At 43.1% G+C, this 15,982-nt stretch carries 18 protein-coding genes; 15 read left to right on the top strand and 3 right to left on the bottom strand.

Features of this window, described 5'->3' with window-relative positions:
- The first annotated feature begins 14 nt into the window (after positions 1-14).
- The 9 genes from G589_RS0110525 to G589_RS0110485 all read left to right on the top strand — a co-directional run bounded on the left by G589_RS0110525 (position 15) and on the right by G589_RS0110485 (position 8,391).
- The gene (locus G589_RS0110525; RefSeq protein ID WP_026522112.1) at positions 15-1,040 is read left to right on the top strand and encodes a hypothetical protein; all 1,026 of its coding nucleotides are present in this window, start codon (positions 15-17) and stop codon (positions 1,038-1,040) included.
- A 187-nt stretch (positions 1,041-1,227) separates the two neighbouring features.
- Entirely contained in the window at positions 1,228-1,989 is a 762-nt protein-coding gene (locus G589_RS0110520) for a LytR/AlgR family response regulator transcription factor (protein WP_026522111.1), read from the top strand.
- A 14-nt stretch (positions 1,990-2,003) separates the two neighbouring features.
- The gene (locus G589_RS21170; RefSeq protein WP_026522110.1) at positions 2,004-3,422 is read left to right on the top strand and encodes a sensor histidine kinase; all 1,419 of its coding nucleotides are present in this window, start codon (positions 2,004-2,006) and stop codon (positions 3,420-3,422) included.
- A 96-nt stretch (positions 3,423-3,518) separates the two neighbouring features.
- Entirely contained in the window at positions 3,519-4,505 is a 987-nt protein-coding gene (locus G589_RS21165) for a hypothetical protein (RefSeq protein ID WP_051192320.1), read from the top strand.
- A gap of 162 nt (positions 4,506-4,667) precedes the next feature.
- On the top strand, positions 4,668-5,459 hold the full coding sequence (locus G589_RS0110505; RefSeq protein ID WP_026522109.1) for a class I SAM-dependent methyltransferase: 792 nt from the start codon (positions 4,668-4,670) through the stop codon (positions 5,457-5,459).
- A 129-nt stretch (positions 5,460-5,588) separates the two neighbouring features.
- Positions 5,589-6,506, top strand: a complete 918-nt coding sequence (locus G589_RS0110500) for a helix-turn-helix transcriptional regulator (RefSeq protein WP_026522108.1) — start codon at positions 5,589-5,591, stop codon at positions 6,504-6,506.
- Complete coding sequence (locus G589_RS0110495) at positions 6,503-6,916, top strand: VOC family protein (RefSeq protein ID WP_026522107.1); 414 nt, start codon at positions 6,503-6,505, stop codon at positions 6,914-6,916. The genes G589_RS0110500 and G589_RS0110495 overlap by 4 nt, the downstream gene beginning before the upstream one ends.
- An 88-nt stretch (positions 6,917-7,004) precedes the next feature.
- On the top strand, positions 7,005-7,643 hold the full coding sequence (locus G589_RS0110490; protein ID WP_026522106.1) for a GyrI-like domain-containing protein: 639 nt from the start codon (positions 7,005-7,007) through the stop codon (positions 7,641-7,643).
- A 4-nt stretch (positions 7,644-7,647) separates the two neighbouring features.
- Entirely contained in the window at positions 7,648-8,391 is a 744-nt protein-coding gene (locus G589_RS0110485) for a GNAT family N-acetyltransferase (protein ID WP_026522105.1), read from the top strand.
- A gap of 48 nt (positions 8,392-8,439) precedes the next feature.
- Here G589_RS0110485 and G589_RS19615 read toward each other — a convergent pair whose 3' ends face one another.
- Complete coding sequence (locus tag G589_RS19615) at positions 8,440-9,219, bottom strand: transposase (RefSeq protein WP_081669003.1); 780 nt, start codon at positions 9,217-9,219, stop codon at positions 8,440-8,442.
- Positions 9,220-9,394: 175 nt separating this feature from the next.
- On the opposite strand from G589_RS19615, the gene G589_RS0110475 reads away from it, so the two are divergent.
- Both G589_RS0110475 and G589_RS0110470 read left to right on the top strand, forming a co-directional pair.
- Entirely contained in the window at positions 9,395-10,273 is an 879-nt protein-coding gene (locus tag G589_RS0110475) for an SPL family radical SAM protein (RefSeq protein ID WP_026522104.1), read from the top strand.
- Positions 10,274-10,365: 92 nt separating this feature from the next.
- On the top strand, positions 10,366-11,016 hold the full coding sequence (locus tag G589_RS0110470; protein WP_026522103.1) for an HAD hydrolase-like protein: 651 nt from the start codon (positions 10,366-10,368) through the stop codon (positions 11,014-11,016).
- Here G589_RS0110470 and G589_RS0110465 read toward each other — a convergent pair.
- The gene (locus tag G589_RS0110465; RefSeq protein ID WP_026522102.1) at positions 11,005-11,697 is read right to left on the bottom strand and encodes a hypothetical protein; all 693 of its coding nucleotides are present in this window, start codon (positions 11,695-11,697) and stop codon (positions 11,005-11,007) included. The genes G589_RS0110470 and G589_RS0110465 overlap by 12 nt on opposite strands.
- A gap of 226 nt (positions 11,698-11,923) precedes the next feature.
- Here G589_RS0110465 and G589_RS22120 point away from each other — a divergent pair, with 226 nt between their 5' ends.
- The 4 genes from G589_RS22120 (at position 11,924) to G589_RS0110445 (ending at position 15,690) form a co-directional block, all read left to right on the top strand.
- Entirely contained in the window at positions 11,924-12,634 is a 711-nt protein-coding gene (locus tag G589_RS22120; protein WP_196811876.1) for a hypothetical protein, read from the top strand.
- A 9-nt stretch (positions 12,635-12,643) separates the two neighbouring features.
- Complete coding sequence (locus tag G589_RS21155; protein ID WP_051192318.1) at positions 12,644-13,111, top strand: LytTR family DNA-binding domain-containing protein; 468 nt, start codon at positions 12,644-12,646, stop codon at positions 13,109-13,111.
- On the top strand, positions 13,098-13,511 hold the full coding sequence (locus G589_RS0110450) for a DUF6608 family protein (protein WP_026522100.1): 414 nt from the start codon (positions 13,098-13,100) through the stop codon (positions 13,509-13,511). The genes G589_RS21155 and G589_RS0110450 overlap by 14 nt, the downstream gene beginning before the upstream one ends.
- Positions 13,512-13,644: 133 nt before the next feature.
- Positions 13,645-15,690: a methyl-accepting chemotaxis protein gene (locus G589_RS0110445; protein ID WP_026522099.1), complete on the top strand. Its 2,046-nt coding sequence runs from the start codon at positions 13,645-13,647 to the stop codon at positions 15,688-15,690.
- Between the two features lie 73 nt (positions 15,691-15,763).
- Here the strand turns inward: G589_RS0110445 and G589_RS22185 are convergent.
- Positions 15,764-15,982: hypothetical protein (locus G589_RS22185; protein WP_207637020.1), on the bottom strand; the 219-nt coding region annotated here is incomplete at its 5' end.

Raw genomic sequence — 15,982 nt, 5'->3', positions numbered from 1 at the left:
GGAGGTAACAAATTATGAGAATACAACAGAACCCCTTTCAGGGAAATGATAATACGCAGATAATTTCAGGCGCTGCAAATACGCAGAATAAGAACGGCAACATGAATTCGATTTCCGGCGCAAACCTTAAGGGCGAGAGTCTTATAGCTCAGCGTCAGGGGCTTGCAAGAAAGCAGGCTCTTAAGGTTGTCTCCGATGCTTTTGGAGGCGAGAAGAAGCTTGATGCGCAAATGCAGGGAATCAAGGATGAGATCAAGCGCCTGCAGGACGTGATAAATGAGAAGCGCACTGATACCAGGGACAATGATGCCAGGTTAAAAGAGCTTCAGGAACAATATGGGATAGACCCGGACAGCGAAGAGAATAAGAATCTTGAACAGCTTGCCTTTAAAATGAATTACTCCAAAGACGGACTATCCGATGAGGAGAAGGGAAAGCTGTCCGAGTATCAGCAGCAGGCTCTTTACTATGTGGCGAAGAATCAGCAGAATGCGCTTGATATCGATCAGGCCAAGGCTCAGCAGGCCGGAAATGTCCAGGGATATGCAGATATGAAAAGAGAACGTCTCAAATCGCAGGACATGCTCAAGGCACAGGATGCAGCTGAGGAGATCATGGAGGCTTCGAATGATGAGACGGTAGCTCTTTTGACAGAGGAAATGATCGAGCATGTGGATGAAGAGCAGAAGGAGCGCGAAGAAGAGGCAAAAGAGGCTGCGGAAAAGAAGAAAGAAGAGAAGAAAGAAGAGGCGAAGAAGCTTGAAAAAGAAGCTATGCAGCAGGAGATGATCGAGAACATCAAGGAACATGCTGCAGAGAGCCAGAGGACCGGCGCAGATGCAAAAAGAGCTGTCGCAAGGCGCGAGCGAGCTGAGGCAGAGCGGATGGATGCCGAAGGTACGCAAAAGACCATTATTTCTGAGGGTGCTTCCATGGAGGATACACAGAATACGGTCAACTCTGAGATTAACAATATTCTCAACAAGCTGAGCCTTCTTTCGAACGACGTAAAGGGAAGTGCGATAGACAATCAGATTTGAGCCCCGGGGACGGAGTCAAGGGCTCAAAATCAAGGATGCGCATTATTTCAATGGAATGAAAACATTGGAATGATGCGCTTTTTAATTGCCCATTCGTAACATAAAAATGTCTATTCATGACATGGATAAAGCCTACGCAAATGTTCTGATGCTATGATTTATGCATAAACAGACAAGAGGATGAAATATGAATAAGTACTGTATAGCGATTTGTGATGATGAAGAGCCTGTGAGATGTCTTTTACGCGAATGGACAAGGACAAGTACGCCGGGGGCAGAGGTTAAGGAATACTCAGGTGGCAAAGAGCTGCTAAAGGATATCGATGAAGGCCTTAGGGTTGATGTGTTGTTCCTTGATATTGCCTTGAATAAGAGTGATGGCTTTGAGACAGCAAAAGAGCTGGAAAAGAAAATAGAGGCAACCGGAAAGAGTATGCGCGCTTCAAGGCCTCTTATCATTTTTGTTACCGGAATCCCTGACAGAATGGGAGATGCGTTTGAGGTAAAGGCTTTTGATTATCTGATAAAGCCGGTTTCAAAAGATACATTTGAGAGTGATCTGCACCGGGCAATTGAGGAGCTAAAACGACTTGACGCACAGCTCATATGCGAAACTTCATATCACAACAAAGAGGATTTCATTACAGTGCAGATTGGAAAAGAGTCTGTGACTTTGAGGGTAAAAGACATTCTCTATGTTGAAAGCTCAGGCAGAAAAGCAGTAGTGCATATGAAGGATAAACGCTATGAAATCTACAGACAGATGGCCGGACTTGAAGAGGAACTGGGAAAAGAATTTTTCAGAATCCACAGGGGGTATCTGGTTAATATGAAGCATATTAAAGGGTACTCGAGGTCTGAGGTACAGATAGATAACGGAGATCTACTTATAATGTCCAAATATAAATACCAGGAATTTGTAAAAGCATATATGGATTACATATCCTAAAAAGCGGAGGGGTTATGACCGAAGAACAGATAAGGATAGCTCAGCAGTTATACGGAATAATCATGATTCTTATCAGGGGAGCATTTCTGGGATTGTTTCTGGATCTTTTTCTGGAAAAAGAGATATTGAACAGAGCAAAGATAATTATGATATCAGCAGTCATGACTATTATCGGGCTAATTCTCTTTGCCATACCTTTCTCAACAAGAGGACTGTACAGCCTCATCGGACTTATCGTCATAGCCATAGTCTTTTGGCTGATCAATCCCAAAGTGCTGCCTCACTCGATATTTGTTTTCTTTTTGTGGAACAATGTCTTTTACGTATGGTATCTTGCAAACTTCGCAATCTTCAATGAAATTACAGATAAGGTCACAGGAGCAATTAATTATTCAAAGGACGGTGCCATAGAGCGTTTGTGGCTTTGGATGTTTGTGCTTATAGTGGCGCAGATTGTCTTCATGGCACTTACACTTTTTGGCGAATACCTGGTAGTAAGAAAACTCTGCCAAAAGAAATATGACATGTCCTGGACGGAAGCTCTTTATCTGTCAGTTTATTCGGCGGTCTCGTACATTATCTGTTACATGATTGCCGATGTCATGGTGGTTCCTTTGGAGAAAGAGGTATTCTTTTTATTGGACGAAAAGAGAGGAATGGTATTTACACTTCCTCTGCTTGCACTGCTATTATTCATAGGCGAGATATCTGCCATTGCTACCTGGCAGAGGTACAGACGGCTCAAGGAAGAGGAACTGCGACTTCAGGAGGAACTTAAGCAGCAGGAATTTATCAGGAAGAAGATAGAATACACAGAAAAATATCATGACCGCATCAGGACACTCAGGCATGATATGGCCGGAAAACTAATGATACTAAAGAGCTTTTTGGAAAATAAAAGATATGAAGATGCTTCGAAGTTTCTTGGTGAAATGAACATAGAACTGAGCACGAATAGCATGCGGATTTCTACAGGAAACCCAGTCACCGATATAGTGATAAACGAGGCAGCAGGCCAGGCGGACAATCTAAAATGTGAATTTCGGGCGGACTTCTCTTTTCCCAAAGAAAGTGGTATTGGCGCTACAGACATGGGAATCATATTGAACAATCTGCTGGACAATGCTATGGAAGCTGTGGCAGCAATCCCGGAAAACGAAAGGTACATAAAAATTACGGGAGAGTTTAAGGAGAACTTTTTCCTGATAAGAGCCGAGAACTCTTTTGACGGAATGCTGAAAAGAGACTTGGATAGCAATATAGTGAGCAGGAAGAGACAGCAAACCGATGGAGAGCTTCATGGAATTGGGCTAAAGAGTGTGATGAGCATTGCGGATAAATACCTTGGGACAATGGATATCAGTTCAGAGAATAAGGTATTCAGGGTTAGAGTTATGCTCCAAAGCACAGAAGATGACTATTCACTACATTAAAATGTCCGTTGATGCATTAGCTATTTATCCGGATATCTTCATAGTCGATACCTGTAATGTAACAGTAAAGCGCTGGAATTGTGAGGTAAACAGAATATGAAGATAGCGAGTAGTGATGTTTATTCCAAGGCAAATTACAGCTATCAAAAGGAATTGAAAAGCAGCGGCGCAGGGACAAGCGGATTTTTTGCAGGAATAGTAGAAAAGCATGTAGAGAAGGAGAAGGCGGATTATCAGGCAACGGGCAGGATCACAACTGAGGATGGCAGGGAAATCAAGGTTGATGTAGATGTTGCGATGGCGCGGAAGAAAGAGCGCGATACCTTTATTGCAATGTCATCACCAATGGACAGTCTCTTTGATCCACTGATAATAAATACCGGGCAGCAGGTGGCTTCACTTAGTGATAAGAAATTTAAGTTCGACCTGGATGCTGACGGAAAGCAGGATGAGATTTCCATGACAAAGGCAGGAAGCGGATTTCTTGCTCTTGATAAAAATGGGGATGGCAAGATAAATGATGGCGCGGAGCTGTTTGGTGTTAAGAGTGGTGATGGTTTTAAGGATCTTGCTGAGTATGACAGCGATGGAAATGGCTGGATTGATGAGAGTGATGAGGTCTTTGAAAAGCTTCAGGTTTGGAGTAAGACCGATGACGGAAAAGAGGAATTAAAGAGCCTTAAGGAATCGGGAGTTGGTGCGATTTTTCTTGGAGCAGAGGATACTGAATTTACAATAGACGGAACGGATGGCGTTCTGGACGGAAAGGTAAGAAAGACCGGATTTTATCTGAAAGAAGACGGCGGAGCAGGAACTATACAGCACGTTGATCTTGCCATAAAGGGTAGGGAATCCGAGCTTATGAGCGCAGCAGAGAAGCTTGATGAATTGCTTGAGAAAATGCGAAGCGAGCGATCTTCCAGGAGGCGACCGGCCAATAATGATAATGCAAGGCGCAGAGCACAGAGAGCAGCAAGGCAAAAGAAACAGATCGAAGAATGCCAGAAACGCAAGGAACTTAATAAAGAACTAACGGAAAAGGCAATCGAACATAGAAAGCTTATGTATGGCCAGCAGATATGAGCCCTAGGGACGGAGTCAGTGGTTCATTTTTGAGCCCTGGGGACGGAGTCATGGGTTCATTTTCAGAAAATTCTGAAAATGAACCCATGACTCCGTCCCCAGGGCTCAAAATAGTATAGAATAGAATGTATATAGATTGTAGACTTGAAGGGAGGAGCAGGTATGCAGATTTCGGACATCGATAATGGTAAGTCCTTTGATTGGGGGAATACTTCGAAGGATTATGCTAGATACCGTGACATTTATCCTCAGGAGTTCTATCAGTGTATTCTGGACATGGGGCTTTGCAAAGATGGCCAGAAAGTGCTCGATATTGGAACCGGAACAGGAGTCCTTCCGCGCAACATGTACAGGTACGGTGCTAAGTGGATTGGGACTGATATCTCGGAAAACCAGATAGCTCAGGCAAAAGAGCTTGCAGATCAGCAGGGGATGGACATTGAGTTTTACACGTGCTCTGCGGAAGAAGTCAGCTATTCAGACAATACATTTGATGTCATCACCGTGTGCCAGTGCATCTGGTATCTGAACGCTGAGGTAATTACTGACAGGTTTGCAAAGATGCTTAAACCCGGAGGAAAGCTCCTTATCCTGTATATGGGATGGCTTCCATACGAAGATCCGATTGCCGGAAAGAGTGAGGAGATCATCTTAAAGCACAATCCGAATTGGTCTTCTTACGGAGATACGATCCACCCGGTTTATGTTCCGGATGCACTTTTGTCATCTTTTGATTTGGTGAAAAGAGATGAATTCAGAGTCGATGTGTCTTTTACCAGAGAAGGATGGCATGGCAGAATGCGCGCGTGCAGAGGAGTTGGAGCTGCAATGAATGAACAGCAGCTAAAGACCTGGGATAAAGAGCATATGAAGATGCTTGAAGAAAATGCAGGGGAAGAATTTGTGATTAAGCACTATGTGTCTTTTGCAGAGCTTCAGGTGAAAAAGAAATAGTTAGAGATCGCGGTGAAAACGGCCGGCAGAGGTGAGAATCTTTGCCGGTTTTTTGTTATAATAAACATGACATATAGATGACATGTTTAGCATGATATCATAGATATTGAGAGCAGAAAGAGAGCGAAAATGAAGATAGACAGGCTGATCGGGATACTTTCCGTGCTGCTTCAGCAGGAGAAAACTACAGCTCCTGAGCTGGCAGAGCGGTTTGAAGTATCAAAGAGAACCATAAACAGAGACATAGAGGATCTGTGCCTAGCCGGGATTCCGATACAAACTACCCGGGGCGCCCACGGCGGAATCAGTATCATGGATGGATACCGGATGGACAGGACTCTTCTTACGTCAAAAGACATGCAGGTGATCCTTGCCGGCCTCAGAAGCCTTGACAGTATCAGTGGCAGCAGATACTATGGGCAGCTCATGGAAAAGATCAGTGCAGGTTCATCTGAGTTTGTGAGCGGCCGTGATTCCATTCTTATTGATCTCTCGTCCTGGTACCGGGATACGCTTGCTCCCAAGATAGAAACTATACAAAGCGCCATTGAAAACAGGCACATACTGACCTTTAAGTATTACAGCCAGAGCGGAGAGAGTAGTCGCAGGATTGAGCCATACTATGTGGTGTTCAAGTGGTCCAGCTGGTACGTGTGGGGATGGTGCCTTAAAAGAAAGGACTTTCGCCTGTTTAAGCTAAATCGCATGGATAAGGTGGGTGAGTCGGATGCTGAGTTTAAGTGCAGAAGCGTTCCGGCGCCGGATCTATCAACTGAAAAGGTGTTTCCGGGTGGAATAAAGGTGAAAGCTCTTTTCACAAAAGACGTGAAGTGGCGCCTGGTAGAAGAGTTTGGCCCCGCGCGCTTCATAGAGCAGGAGGATGGAAAGCTGCTGTTTACGGCGGATTACACGGATATGGAGAACCTTGTTACGTGGATTTTGACCTTTGGAGAAAAGGCGGAGATTCTTGAGCCGAAACAAGCACGACAGAGACTGGCTGAAATCGTTAGGAAAATGAATGATGTTTATAAGGAGGATGAGAAATGAGACTTGATGGATTTGGACTTATGGTGGAAGACATGGGGAAGATGGTTAGATTTTACAGAGATGTTATGGGATTTGAGATAAAAGAGGCAGAGGATACCTCCAATGTTTATCTGGTTAAGGATGGAACTCTTTTCCTGCTGTATGGAAGAGGGGATTTCGAGAAGATGACAAACAGGAAGTATGAGTATGTAAAGGGACTTAACGGACATTCTGAGATTGCGCTCTATGTTGATACATTCGAGGAGGTTGATGCTGCGTTCAAAAAGGCAGTGGAAGGTGGTGCAACAGCGGTGCTTGAGCCTGAGCTTGAGCCCTGGGGTCAGCGAACATGCTACATCGCAGACCCCGAGGGAAATCTTATTGAAATCGGCTCCTGGAACAAACCCTACGAAACCAAGGATGCAAAGTGAGCCCTAGGGACGGAGTCAGTGGCTCATTTGTGAACCCCGGGGACGGAGTCAGGGGCTCATTTTTTGGAGGGGGTGGAGAGGATCAACTATGGCGTTTGATTATAAAAAAGAGTTTAAAGAATTTTATATGCCGGCATCAAAACCGGAAATTGTAACTGTGCCTAAGATGAATTTTGTTGCCGTGCGCGGTACTGGCGACCCTAATGAGGAAGACGGTGATTATAAAAGAGCAATTGGCATTCTTTACGCAATCTCTTTTACCATCAAGATGAGTAAGAAGGGCGACCATAGAATTGAAGGCTATTTCGATTATGTTGTACCGCCACTTGAAGGGTTTTGGTGGCAGGACGGAGTTGAAGGCATAGATTATGCACATAAGGAAAGCTTTAATTGGATTTCTGCGATACGGCTCCCGGATTTTGTGACAAAGGATGATTTTGACTGGGCAGTTGCAGAGGCTACATCTAAGAAAAAGCAGGATTTTTCGAAGGTGGAGTTTATGACATTGGAAGAGGAAATCTGCGTCCAATGCATGCATGTCGGACCATATGATGATGAGCCTGCGACTGTAGCGATGTTGCATGAGTATATGGAGGAGCAGGGGTATGCACTGGACATTACAGACAAAAGACATCATCACGAGATCTATTTAAGCGATGCAAGGAAGGTGGCGCCTGAGAAACTGAGAACCGTGATCAGGCATCCGATAAAACTTAAGGAGGGTTGAGTAAATGGAGTTTGTCAGGGTTACAAAAGACAATCTGGAAGATGAGCACATTTGTTGTGCTATCTCAAACAATAAAGATGTGCAGGTTTCATCCAAGAAGGCATGGCTTGCCGAGAGGTTTGATGAAGGGCTTGTGTTTTTAAAAAGCGCAGAGCGAGGCAAGTGTTTCATTGAATATATTCCTGCTGAGAATGCCTGGGTTCCCATTGTTGCAGATAATTATATGTATATCGACTGCCTGTGGGTATCAGGGGCATTCAAGGGACATGGATATTCTACCGAGCTGCTTGATTCTTGCATTTGCGATAGCAAAGAGAAGGGAAAGCTTGGTCTATGTATTCTGGCTGCAGCTAAGAAAAAGCCTTTCCTGGCTGATCCGAAGTTCCTTACATACAAAGGCTTTACAGTGTGTGACGAAGCAGACAACGGGATACAATTGTGGTACCTGCCATTTGCAGAAGGCAGCGTGGTACCACAGTTCAAAGAGTGCGCTAAACACCCGCACATAGAAGAAAATGGCTATGTTCTCTACTATACAAACCAATGCCCGTTCAATGCGAAGTATGTCCCGATTCTTGAACAAACTGCCGCTGAGCACAATATCCCCTTCAAGGCAATTAAGATAACCAGCAAGGAAGAGGCGCAAAACGCGCCAACACCCATAACGACCTACGCATTCTTCTGCGACGGTGAATATGTCACCAATGAGCAGATGAACGACAAAAAGTTTTTGAAGATTGCGAAATGACCCCTAGGGACGGAGTCAGTGGCTCATTTGTGAGCCCAGGGGACGGAGTCAAGGGATCATTTTGCTCAGTCGTTTTACTGTGGCTAAAGAAATATCCATTAACCTCGCAATCTGCTTTATGGTTAAGCCTTTGTCTCTCAACTCGCAAATCAAGCGGTTTCGTTGTACTCTGTTAAGGTTATTTACTTCAGATGTTGAAGTCAGTTTAGATGTTGATATAAAGACTTCCAGGGCTTTTTCATCGGTCAGAAAGAGCTTTTGCATTTTATGATCATCTGCAAAAAGTTCATCATTTGAATGATTTGTCGCTCTGGAGAAGAATCTGTGAAGAGAATCTCTGTCACCGGCGATCTTGTCAGCAAGACTTGCATCGATCAGAGAATTCTTTTGACTATAATAAGCGTTGTAGCTGCTCCAGCGATATTCTGATGGATAACGACACATGTTTGCTTTGACCGGATTGTTATGTATATAAACTATTGCGGCAAGAAAAGCTCTTTCACTCTCTACTGATGTACTGCGGAATCTATCCTGAAAGAGATGTCCTGTACGCAAATATTTGTTGTTATACCATCGTACAAATTTTGTCCCCAGGCTTTGGAAAAAGACAGAAAGCTTATCCGCGGGGGAATTTAACAATAAGTGGATATGATTATCCATCAAACAATATGCATATACCTTAATGTCATATTTCATTTTGCAATCTGAAAGAATGTAGAGAAACTTTTGATAATCAGAATCTTCTTCGAAGATGAGATGTTGATTTACAGAACGAAGTATGATGTGATATATGCCAGTTGAACTCATGATTCTTGGCCTTCTTGGCATAATCTACTCCTTTGCTCACAGAAGAACTCTGTGATTGATATTAATTTAAAACGCATTATACAATTGTTGAAAAAGAAAAGCAATATGAAAATAAAAATGAGCCACTGACTCCGTCCCTAGGGCTCACAAATGAGCTCCTGACTCCGTCCCCAGGGCTCAAAAATGGAGGAACACAATGCACTTTGTTGAAGCAAAAGGAATTCTCACAGAAAACCATGGGCGCCATGGAATGAATATCTACCGTGGATGCACCCACGGTTGTATTTATTGTGACAGCAGAAGCAAGTGCTATCAGTTCACCCATCCATTTGAGGATATAGAAGTAAAGCGCAACGCTCCGGAGCTTCTGGAAAAAGCACTGAAGTCCAAGAGAAAAAAGTGCATGATAGGAACAGGCTCTATGTCAGATCCCTATATGCACTGCGAGGATGAATTGTGCCTGACTAGGCGCTGTCTGGGAGTTATAAGAAAGTATGAATTCGGCCTTGCCATCCAGACCAAATCCGACAGAATCCTTCGTGACATAGACCTCCTGGACGAAATAAATCGCAGCGCAAAATGCGTGGTGCAGATGACCCTCACAACCTACGACGATGAGCTGTGCAGCATCTTGGAACCCAATGTGTGCAATACAAAGCGCAGGATAGAAGTGCTCGAAGAGATGCAGAAAAGAGGAATCCCAACAATCGTATGGATCACGCCAATCCTACCGTTTATCAATGATACTGAGCAAAACCTGACATCAATACTTAAGGATTGCGCACGCGTGGGTGTAAAGGGTATTATAGATTTCGGCATGGGACTAACGCTTCGGGAGGGCAACCGTGAATACTATTATGCAGCGCTGGATAAGCATTTTCCCGGAATGAAGGAGCGCTATATTACGCGTTACGGAAACGCCTATGATCTTCCAAGTCCTAATGCAAAAGAGCTAATGCAGACCTTTCAAAAGTTCTGCATATCAAACAAAATCATGTACAAGCCGGAAGATTGCTTCAGCTATATGAATGAACTACCTGATAAGTATGAGCAGATGAGCCTGTTTAGCCTGTGACATGACATAAAAAATGAGCCCATGACTCCGTCCCCAGGGCTCACAAATGAGCCACTGACTCCGTCCCCAGGGCTCAAAATGCGAGGAGAGAAATGTATAAGAATATAATGTTTGATCTTGACGGAACTGTGACAGATTCCGGAAGAGCGATCACATCATCAGTTGAATATGCACTGGAACAGTTTGGAATAACAAATCAGCCCAAAGAGAAGCTGGAAACTTTCATCGGGCCGTCTTTGTATGATTCATTTGAAAGAGAGTATCAGTTTCATGGAGAGGACTGCGACAAGGTAGTAGCCCTGTACAGATATATTTATGAAAAAGAGCGCATGTATGATGTCGACATTTACGATGGCATCATCGCGCTGTTGCAGAATCTGAAAGCCCAAAACAAAACAGTCCTTCTTGTGACCAGCAAGCCCCTAAAGTTTTCAAAAATGATAATCGAGAAGATCGGAATGTCAGACCTGTTCGATGCCATAATCGCACCAGAACTAACGGACCACAGCTCTGACAAAAAGAGACTAATAGAAAAGGCCGTAAATGAATACGGCCTTGACAAGAATGAATGTATTATGATTGGTGATACCAAATATGATATCGAAGGTGCCCTGGGGGCCGGAGTAGATAGCATTGCTGTTACCTACGGGTATGGTAATACCGAAAGCCTTAGAGAATCCGGCGCAACGTTTATTGCTGATTCGGTAAAAGACATCTCGGACATATTATCATCACAGTCCTGAATATGCTCCGATATTAACGCACTCAGCAGATGTGAAGCTTGCGTTATTCTGCAGATCATTGTACCAGGTTACTACATAAAGATTACTATCGTTTCCTCTGCAAAGAGCCTTATAATTGGTTCCTGATACAACCTGTGTTGCAAGCAGTGCGATCGGATTGTACATAACAGCTTCATTGTTAATCTTATCAAAGGAAGCCTGTGCGTTCTGGTCAGAGAGCATACCGGGCTTTCCTGTTCCACGTACTGCCCATCCGCCAACCATGCCTTTTCCCATAGGTGCAATAGTCTGAATGGCATTTACATCAATAGGTGTAGTTCCGATTATTGTATCGATTCCTTGTGTATTCTCGTAAACTGTTACGAAATAGTAACCAGGAACTGCATTGTCTGCTGTTGTTCCATATACGAGATACATGTAGTTTGCTCCTGATACAACCTGTGTTGCGACAAGATCAAGCACTTTGAAATTGTCACCACTTCCTTTAAGTACTGTCTCAATGCGATCGTTGTCTTTTTCATTTATCATGACGGGGTTATTCTGTTCTGCAACTTCCCATCCGCCAAGTGTCTTTCCCTGAGCTGCTTCATTTGTTGCTGCAAGTGACTTGAATCCTGTTAAAACAGATGCACAAAGTGCTACGCAGGCAATAGCTGCTATGATTAAATTCATCTTTCTCATATTTTTCATCTCCTTTTTTATTTATTTAGTAGAAACTATCAATTACGATAGTTTTTTTTATCTTGTGATGATTATATGATTTCCCTTATCACAGAAATGTCACACTATTTGCAACTTAAGCATCTCTGATTGCAACTTAGTACATGAGGCATTGTAACAAGGCTCCGGGCCTAGTAAGGTATGTTTATCAGATGAAACAACAACTACTGCAAAGGAGCTTTTCACAATGAAAACAATGACACTTTCAAAAGACAAAAACAGATTTTTCCAGGGACTTGATTTTTTGAGCTATGCCTTAGAGGCTTTTGCCGTTATCGGATTCGAGCTTTTACTCGCATATGTGATTGAGATAAACGTATATGGATATGACTTTAGAAGTTTTAACATGTGGCAGAGCATTTTGCACTGGACATTAACAGTTATAGTATGGGTACTCGGCGGACTGTATGTTATCAAGGAATGCGCACGTAAATCAGGAGTTGACCTCATCAGGAACTTTAGGGAAAAGAGCCTTATCCAGGGCGCCAAAGAAATGTCTTTAACCCAGTGGGTACTCCTCATCATAGGAACAGCCTTTTGCCTGATCTCCACATGGCTTGACTGGGACGGCAGCAAAGTCCTCAAAGAATTCAGTAAGAAGGGACCGGTTCTTTTCACATTCCAGTACATTTACTATCTGGCAGAGGTATTTCTTGTACTTCTCATCATCGTTTTTGGCCAGTATGCATTTGAAAAGTGGTTCAAAAATGATAAGATTCCCTATGGAGGAATTGTGGTGGCACTTACATGGGGGCTTGGTCACTGGTTTACAAAGGGATCCCTTGTGACCGGTATATACACTGCAATTGGAGGATTTGTCTTCGGAGGAGCATATCTTCTTACAAGAAGGAATTTAAGACTTTCCTACCTGTTCCTCTGCAGCATGTTCATTTTATAAGGGGAGAAAATGAAATTTCTTAAGACCAGAGAGGAAAACATAGAGGAGAACTACTTAGAACTTCACTATGATGTGGTAGACAGCGAGACAGCTGCGGTGCTTGAAAGACTTAGGCCTGCGCTGAAATACATAGAAGGAACCACGGATGGAAAGAGGGTGACGCATCCTCTTTCTGCCATATTCTACTTTGAGACCGTGGACAGGAAGACATTTGGTTATACCAAGGATACCTGTATTGAGGTAAAAGAAACTTTGCAGGGAATCATAGATGATCATAAAGACGCAGGTTTTGTGAGGATCAGCAAATCCTGCATCGTAAATCTCTATAAGATAAAAAGACTTCAGGGAGATCTGAACATGAGGACACTCATATATCTTAAGAACGACGAGTGCCTTGTGATGAACAGAGGCTACAGAGCAGAGTTCTATGAAGCTTTAAAGAACCTACAGGGGAGGAAGAAAAATGAAACTAATTAACAGAAACAATTTCATCTCCATCGTCTGTATCACCTTTACACTTGTTGTATGTGGTAAGCTTCTGCTCGAAAAGAGCACAGGATTTATCGACAGGTATTATACCGAAAACATCTTTACCTGCTTGGGAATTTCTGTCCTGGCAACCTTCGTGCTTTCGCTTCGCTATTATCTGCAACGATTTCCGTTTATTCCCGTGGCTATCGGGCAGTACCTTGCGCTAATAGGATTTGTCTTTTTATGCATTTGGATCGCGGGACATTTTACGGAAAATGCTCCATCAGCCTACAAAGACATGTTCGTTTCGGTGACGATTCCCTATGTCGCCGGGGCAGTGGTTTATTACATCAGTTTTTTCGCTCAGATTAAAAGAGCTAACGAAGTATTTTCCAATCTTGAGTAGCCTTTCATGTAAAAAAGAAATGTTTTTTATAACGATTACATATTTACTTTATATAATATTAATAATCATTGTGTATACTTATAAATAGTGTAGTCGTTGTAAGACATTTTCATGTTTTATATGGAGGTATATCATGAGTGACAATACGTCTAAGAAAGCAGGCGCATCACCAAAGGCAATCAGCGCTAGGATTTCTGCACTGTTTGTTACAATGCTTCTCATCACAATCCTGGTAGCTGAGGGAATCACATTTTCTCTTGGTTATTCAATGATCAAGGATCTTATTTACAATTCTTTGGAAAACGAGGTTTCTGTAGATGCCAGTAAGGTAAACAGAGAGCTCAATTCTACATTCTATTACCTCAACGCTGTGGCAGATGCAGTTGAACAGAATGAATTTGCCTCCAATGAAGAAATAATGGGATATCTTGCGGGAACAGTCGGCAGATACGCGCTTCTTCCAACCGGCACGTATGTAATGCTTAATGATAAGACATTTTTGTATCCGGCTGATCCAACATATGAAATAGAAGATTGTACAGAAAATGTTATGTACAAGGAAGCAATGACGTACACAAACAGCTGGTTCTATTACTATGATGTTCCTTATTTTGATAAGGTTACAGGCGGGCTTTGTGCATCTGTTATAAGACGTGTTCATCTTAAGGATGGCAGAGAAGGTGCTTTTGCAGCCGATATGTTCTTATCAAGTGTTCAGGAAGATCTTGGTAACGTTAAGATATATCAAACCGGCGGAGCTATGATGATCACAAGTCAGGGGCTTTTGCTTACTTATAAAAATGCAGATGTTTGTGGAAATAATGTAGCTGATATCCAGGATGATCCGTTCCTTACCGCTATTGGCAAGTATGTAGCAGAAGAGTCGGGAAAAGAAACTCATGAAGTAGTCAATGCCAAGATAAACGGAGAAAAGTATTATCTCGCTGCTTCACAGGTAAGTGGTACTGACTGGTTTGTAATAGCTTATGCTAAGCAAAAAGAGGTGCTCTCAGCACTTATCAGCCTTGTTGCTATTCTTGCAGTTGTTATTGTGATTTCTGTTGCAGCTGTAATCATAATAATGAACATTGTTCTTAGAAAACTTATTAAGAACCCTGTTACAAGCCTCACAGGCAATATTGAAAAGATTTCGAACGGTGACTTCACTGTTGACATATCATCTAACGGTGATGACGAAATTGCTTATATGAACAATGCCATGGGCGACTTTGTCAATGGTATGAGAACGTCCCTGAGTGAGATTAAAGATGTTTCGGGCAGACTTCTTGATGATGCACAGAACTCCAAGAGTACAGCTGAAGACCTTGAGGGAGCAGCTAACGAGCAGTCAGCCAGCATGAATCAGATTCGTGAAAACATTGAAAATATGGCCCAGGCTGTCAATGAAGTTGCAGAAAATGCTACAGTCCTAGCTCAGACAGTTGCTAATGTAACAGAGCAGGAACAGCAGATTGAAGAGACAATGAACGAGCTTGTTACCAAAGCTGATTCCGGACAGCATGAGATGGCAGGTGTTGCAAACGGGATGAATGATATCGTTGATTCCATGAGGGATATGGCGGATGCGGTTTCAAGTGTTGATGAGGCTGCTGAGAAGATCAATCAGATCGTTGATCTTATCAACTCCATTTCTTCACAGACAAATCTGTTGTCACTCAATGCCAGCATTGAGGCTGCGAGAGCCGGAGAGGCAGGAAAGGGCTTCGCTGTTGTTGCTCAGGAAATCGGACAGCTTGCTCAGAACTCAGCAGACGCTACAAAGCAGATTGCAGACATCATCAAGGATATGTCAGCAAGAGTTCAGCAGCTTTCGGAGAAATCTGAGACCAATACTCAGATGATCAACTCAAGTGCTGAATCTATCAATAATGCTGCTTCTACATTTAAGGAGATTACACAGCAGTTATCAGAGGCCAATGATACACTTACCATTATGGCCGGACAGATGGAGAAGGTTAATGATGTAGCAACAAATATGGCATCAGTTTCTGAAGAGCAGTCGGCATCAACTCAGGAAATTGCCGACAATGTTGAAAGAGTTACAGAAGCTGCCAAGGGTGTTGCATCATCCTCAGAACTTGTTGCAAGTGCAGCATCTTCAGTATCCGAGGCGGTTGATACCATCAACGGAAACCTTGAGAGATTTACAATTCAGTAAAACAGAGCATGCGAATATGAAAAAGGCTGTGGCTTGGTAAATCTGCTGACGACAATGCTGTTGCTTTCGACGATCAGGGGCTGTCTGCCACGAATGCAATTGAGAATCTGGTAAAAGACTTTGAGAAAGGACACAAGGGCCTCGAGAAGGCTGCAGCGAAAAAAGTACATAAGTATCTGACAGAGAAGGCATACCAATAAACTGATACCCAGATGATGGACTTCAACATGACAGTTGAAATACCCATTGTTTGGGTATTTTTATTGTCTGGAGGTATAGCTATGGAGTGGAA

Origin of the sequence: Butyrivibrio sp. VCB2001, assembly GCF_000423965.1 — a bacterium.
GTDB lineage: Bacteria > Bacillota > Clostridia > Lachnospirales > Lachnospiraceae > Butyrivibrio.
The sequence above is the reverse complement of the archived record's forward strand: the minus strand, read 5'-3'. Positions and strand labels throughout refer to the sequence as shown.

Excerpts from the sequence above, each read along its gene's own strand:
- G589_RS0110525 (WP_026522112.1), top strand. The coding sequence starts at position 15 with ATGAGAATACAACAGAACCCCTTTCAGGGAAATGATAATACGCAGATA.
- G589_RS0110520 (WP_026522111.1), top strand. The coding sequence starts at position 1,228 with ATGAATAAGTACTGTATAGCGATTTGTGATGATGAAGAGCCTGTGAGA.
- G589_RS21170 (WP_026522110.1), top strand. The coding sequence starts at position 2,004 with ATGACCGAAGAACAGATAAGGATAGCTCAGCAGTTATACGGAATAATC.
- G589_RS21165 (WP_051192320.1), top strand. The coding sequence starts at position 3,519 with ATGAAGATAGCGAGTAGTGATGTTTATTCCAAGGCAAATTACAGCTAT.
- G589_RS0110505 (WP_026522109.1), top strand. The coding sequence starts at position 4,668 with ATGCAGATTTCGGACATCGATAATGGTAAGTCCTTTGATTGGGGGAAT.
- G589_RS0110500 (WP_026522108.1), top strand. The coding sequence starts at position 5,589 with ATGAAGATAGACAGGCTGATCGGGATACTTTCCGTGCTGCTTCAGCAG.
- G589_RS0110495 (WP_026522107.1), top strand. The coding sequence starts at position 6,503 with ATGAGACTTGATGGATTTGGACTTATGGTGGAAGACATGGGGAAGATG.
- G589_RS0110490 (WP_026522106.1), top strand. The coding sequence starts at position 7,005 with ATGGCGTTTGATTATAAAAAAGAGTTTAAAGAATTTTATATGCCGGCA.
- G589_RS0110485 (WP_026522105.1), top strand. The coding sequence starts at position 7,648 with ATGGAGTTTGTCAGGGTTACAAAAGACAATCTGGAAGATGAGCACATT.
- G589_RS19615 (WP_081669003.1), bottom strand. The coding sequence starts at position 9,219 with ATGCCAAGAAGGCCAAGAATCATGAGTTCAACTGGCATATATCACATC.
- G589_RS0110475 (WP_026522104.1), top strand. The coding sequence starts at position 9,395 with ATGCACTTTGTTGAAGCAAAAGGAATTCTCACAGAAAACCATGGGCGC.
- G589_RS0110470 (WP_026522103.1), top strand. The coding sequence starts at position 10,366 with ATGTATAAGAATATAATGTTTGATCTTGACGGAACTGTGACAGATTCC.
- G589_RS0110465 (WP_026522102.1), bottom strand. The coding sequence starts at position 11,697 with ATGAGAAAGATGAATTTAATCATAGCAGCTATTGCCTGCGTAGCACTT.
- G589_RS22120 (WP_196811876.1), top strand. The coding sequence starts at position 11,924 with ATGAAAACAATGACACTTTCAAAAGACAAAAACAGATTTTTCCAGGGA.
- G589_RS21155 (WP_051192318.1), top strand. The coding sequence starts at position 12,644 with ATGAAATTTCTTAAGACCAGAGAGGAAAACATAGAGGAGAACTACTTA.
- G589_RS0110450 (WP_026522100.1), top strand. The coding sequence starts at position 13,098 with ATGAAACTAATTAACAGAAACAATTTCATCTCCATCGTCTGTATCACC.
- G589_RS0110445 (WP_026522099.1), top strand. The coding sequence starts at position 13,645 with ATGAGTGACAATACGTCTAAGAAAGCAGGCGCATCACCAAAGGCAATC.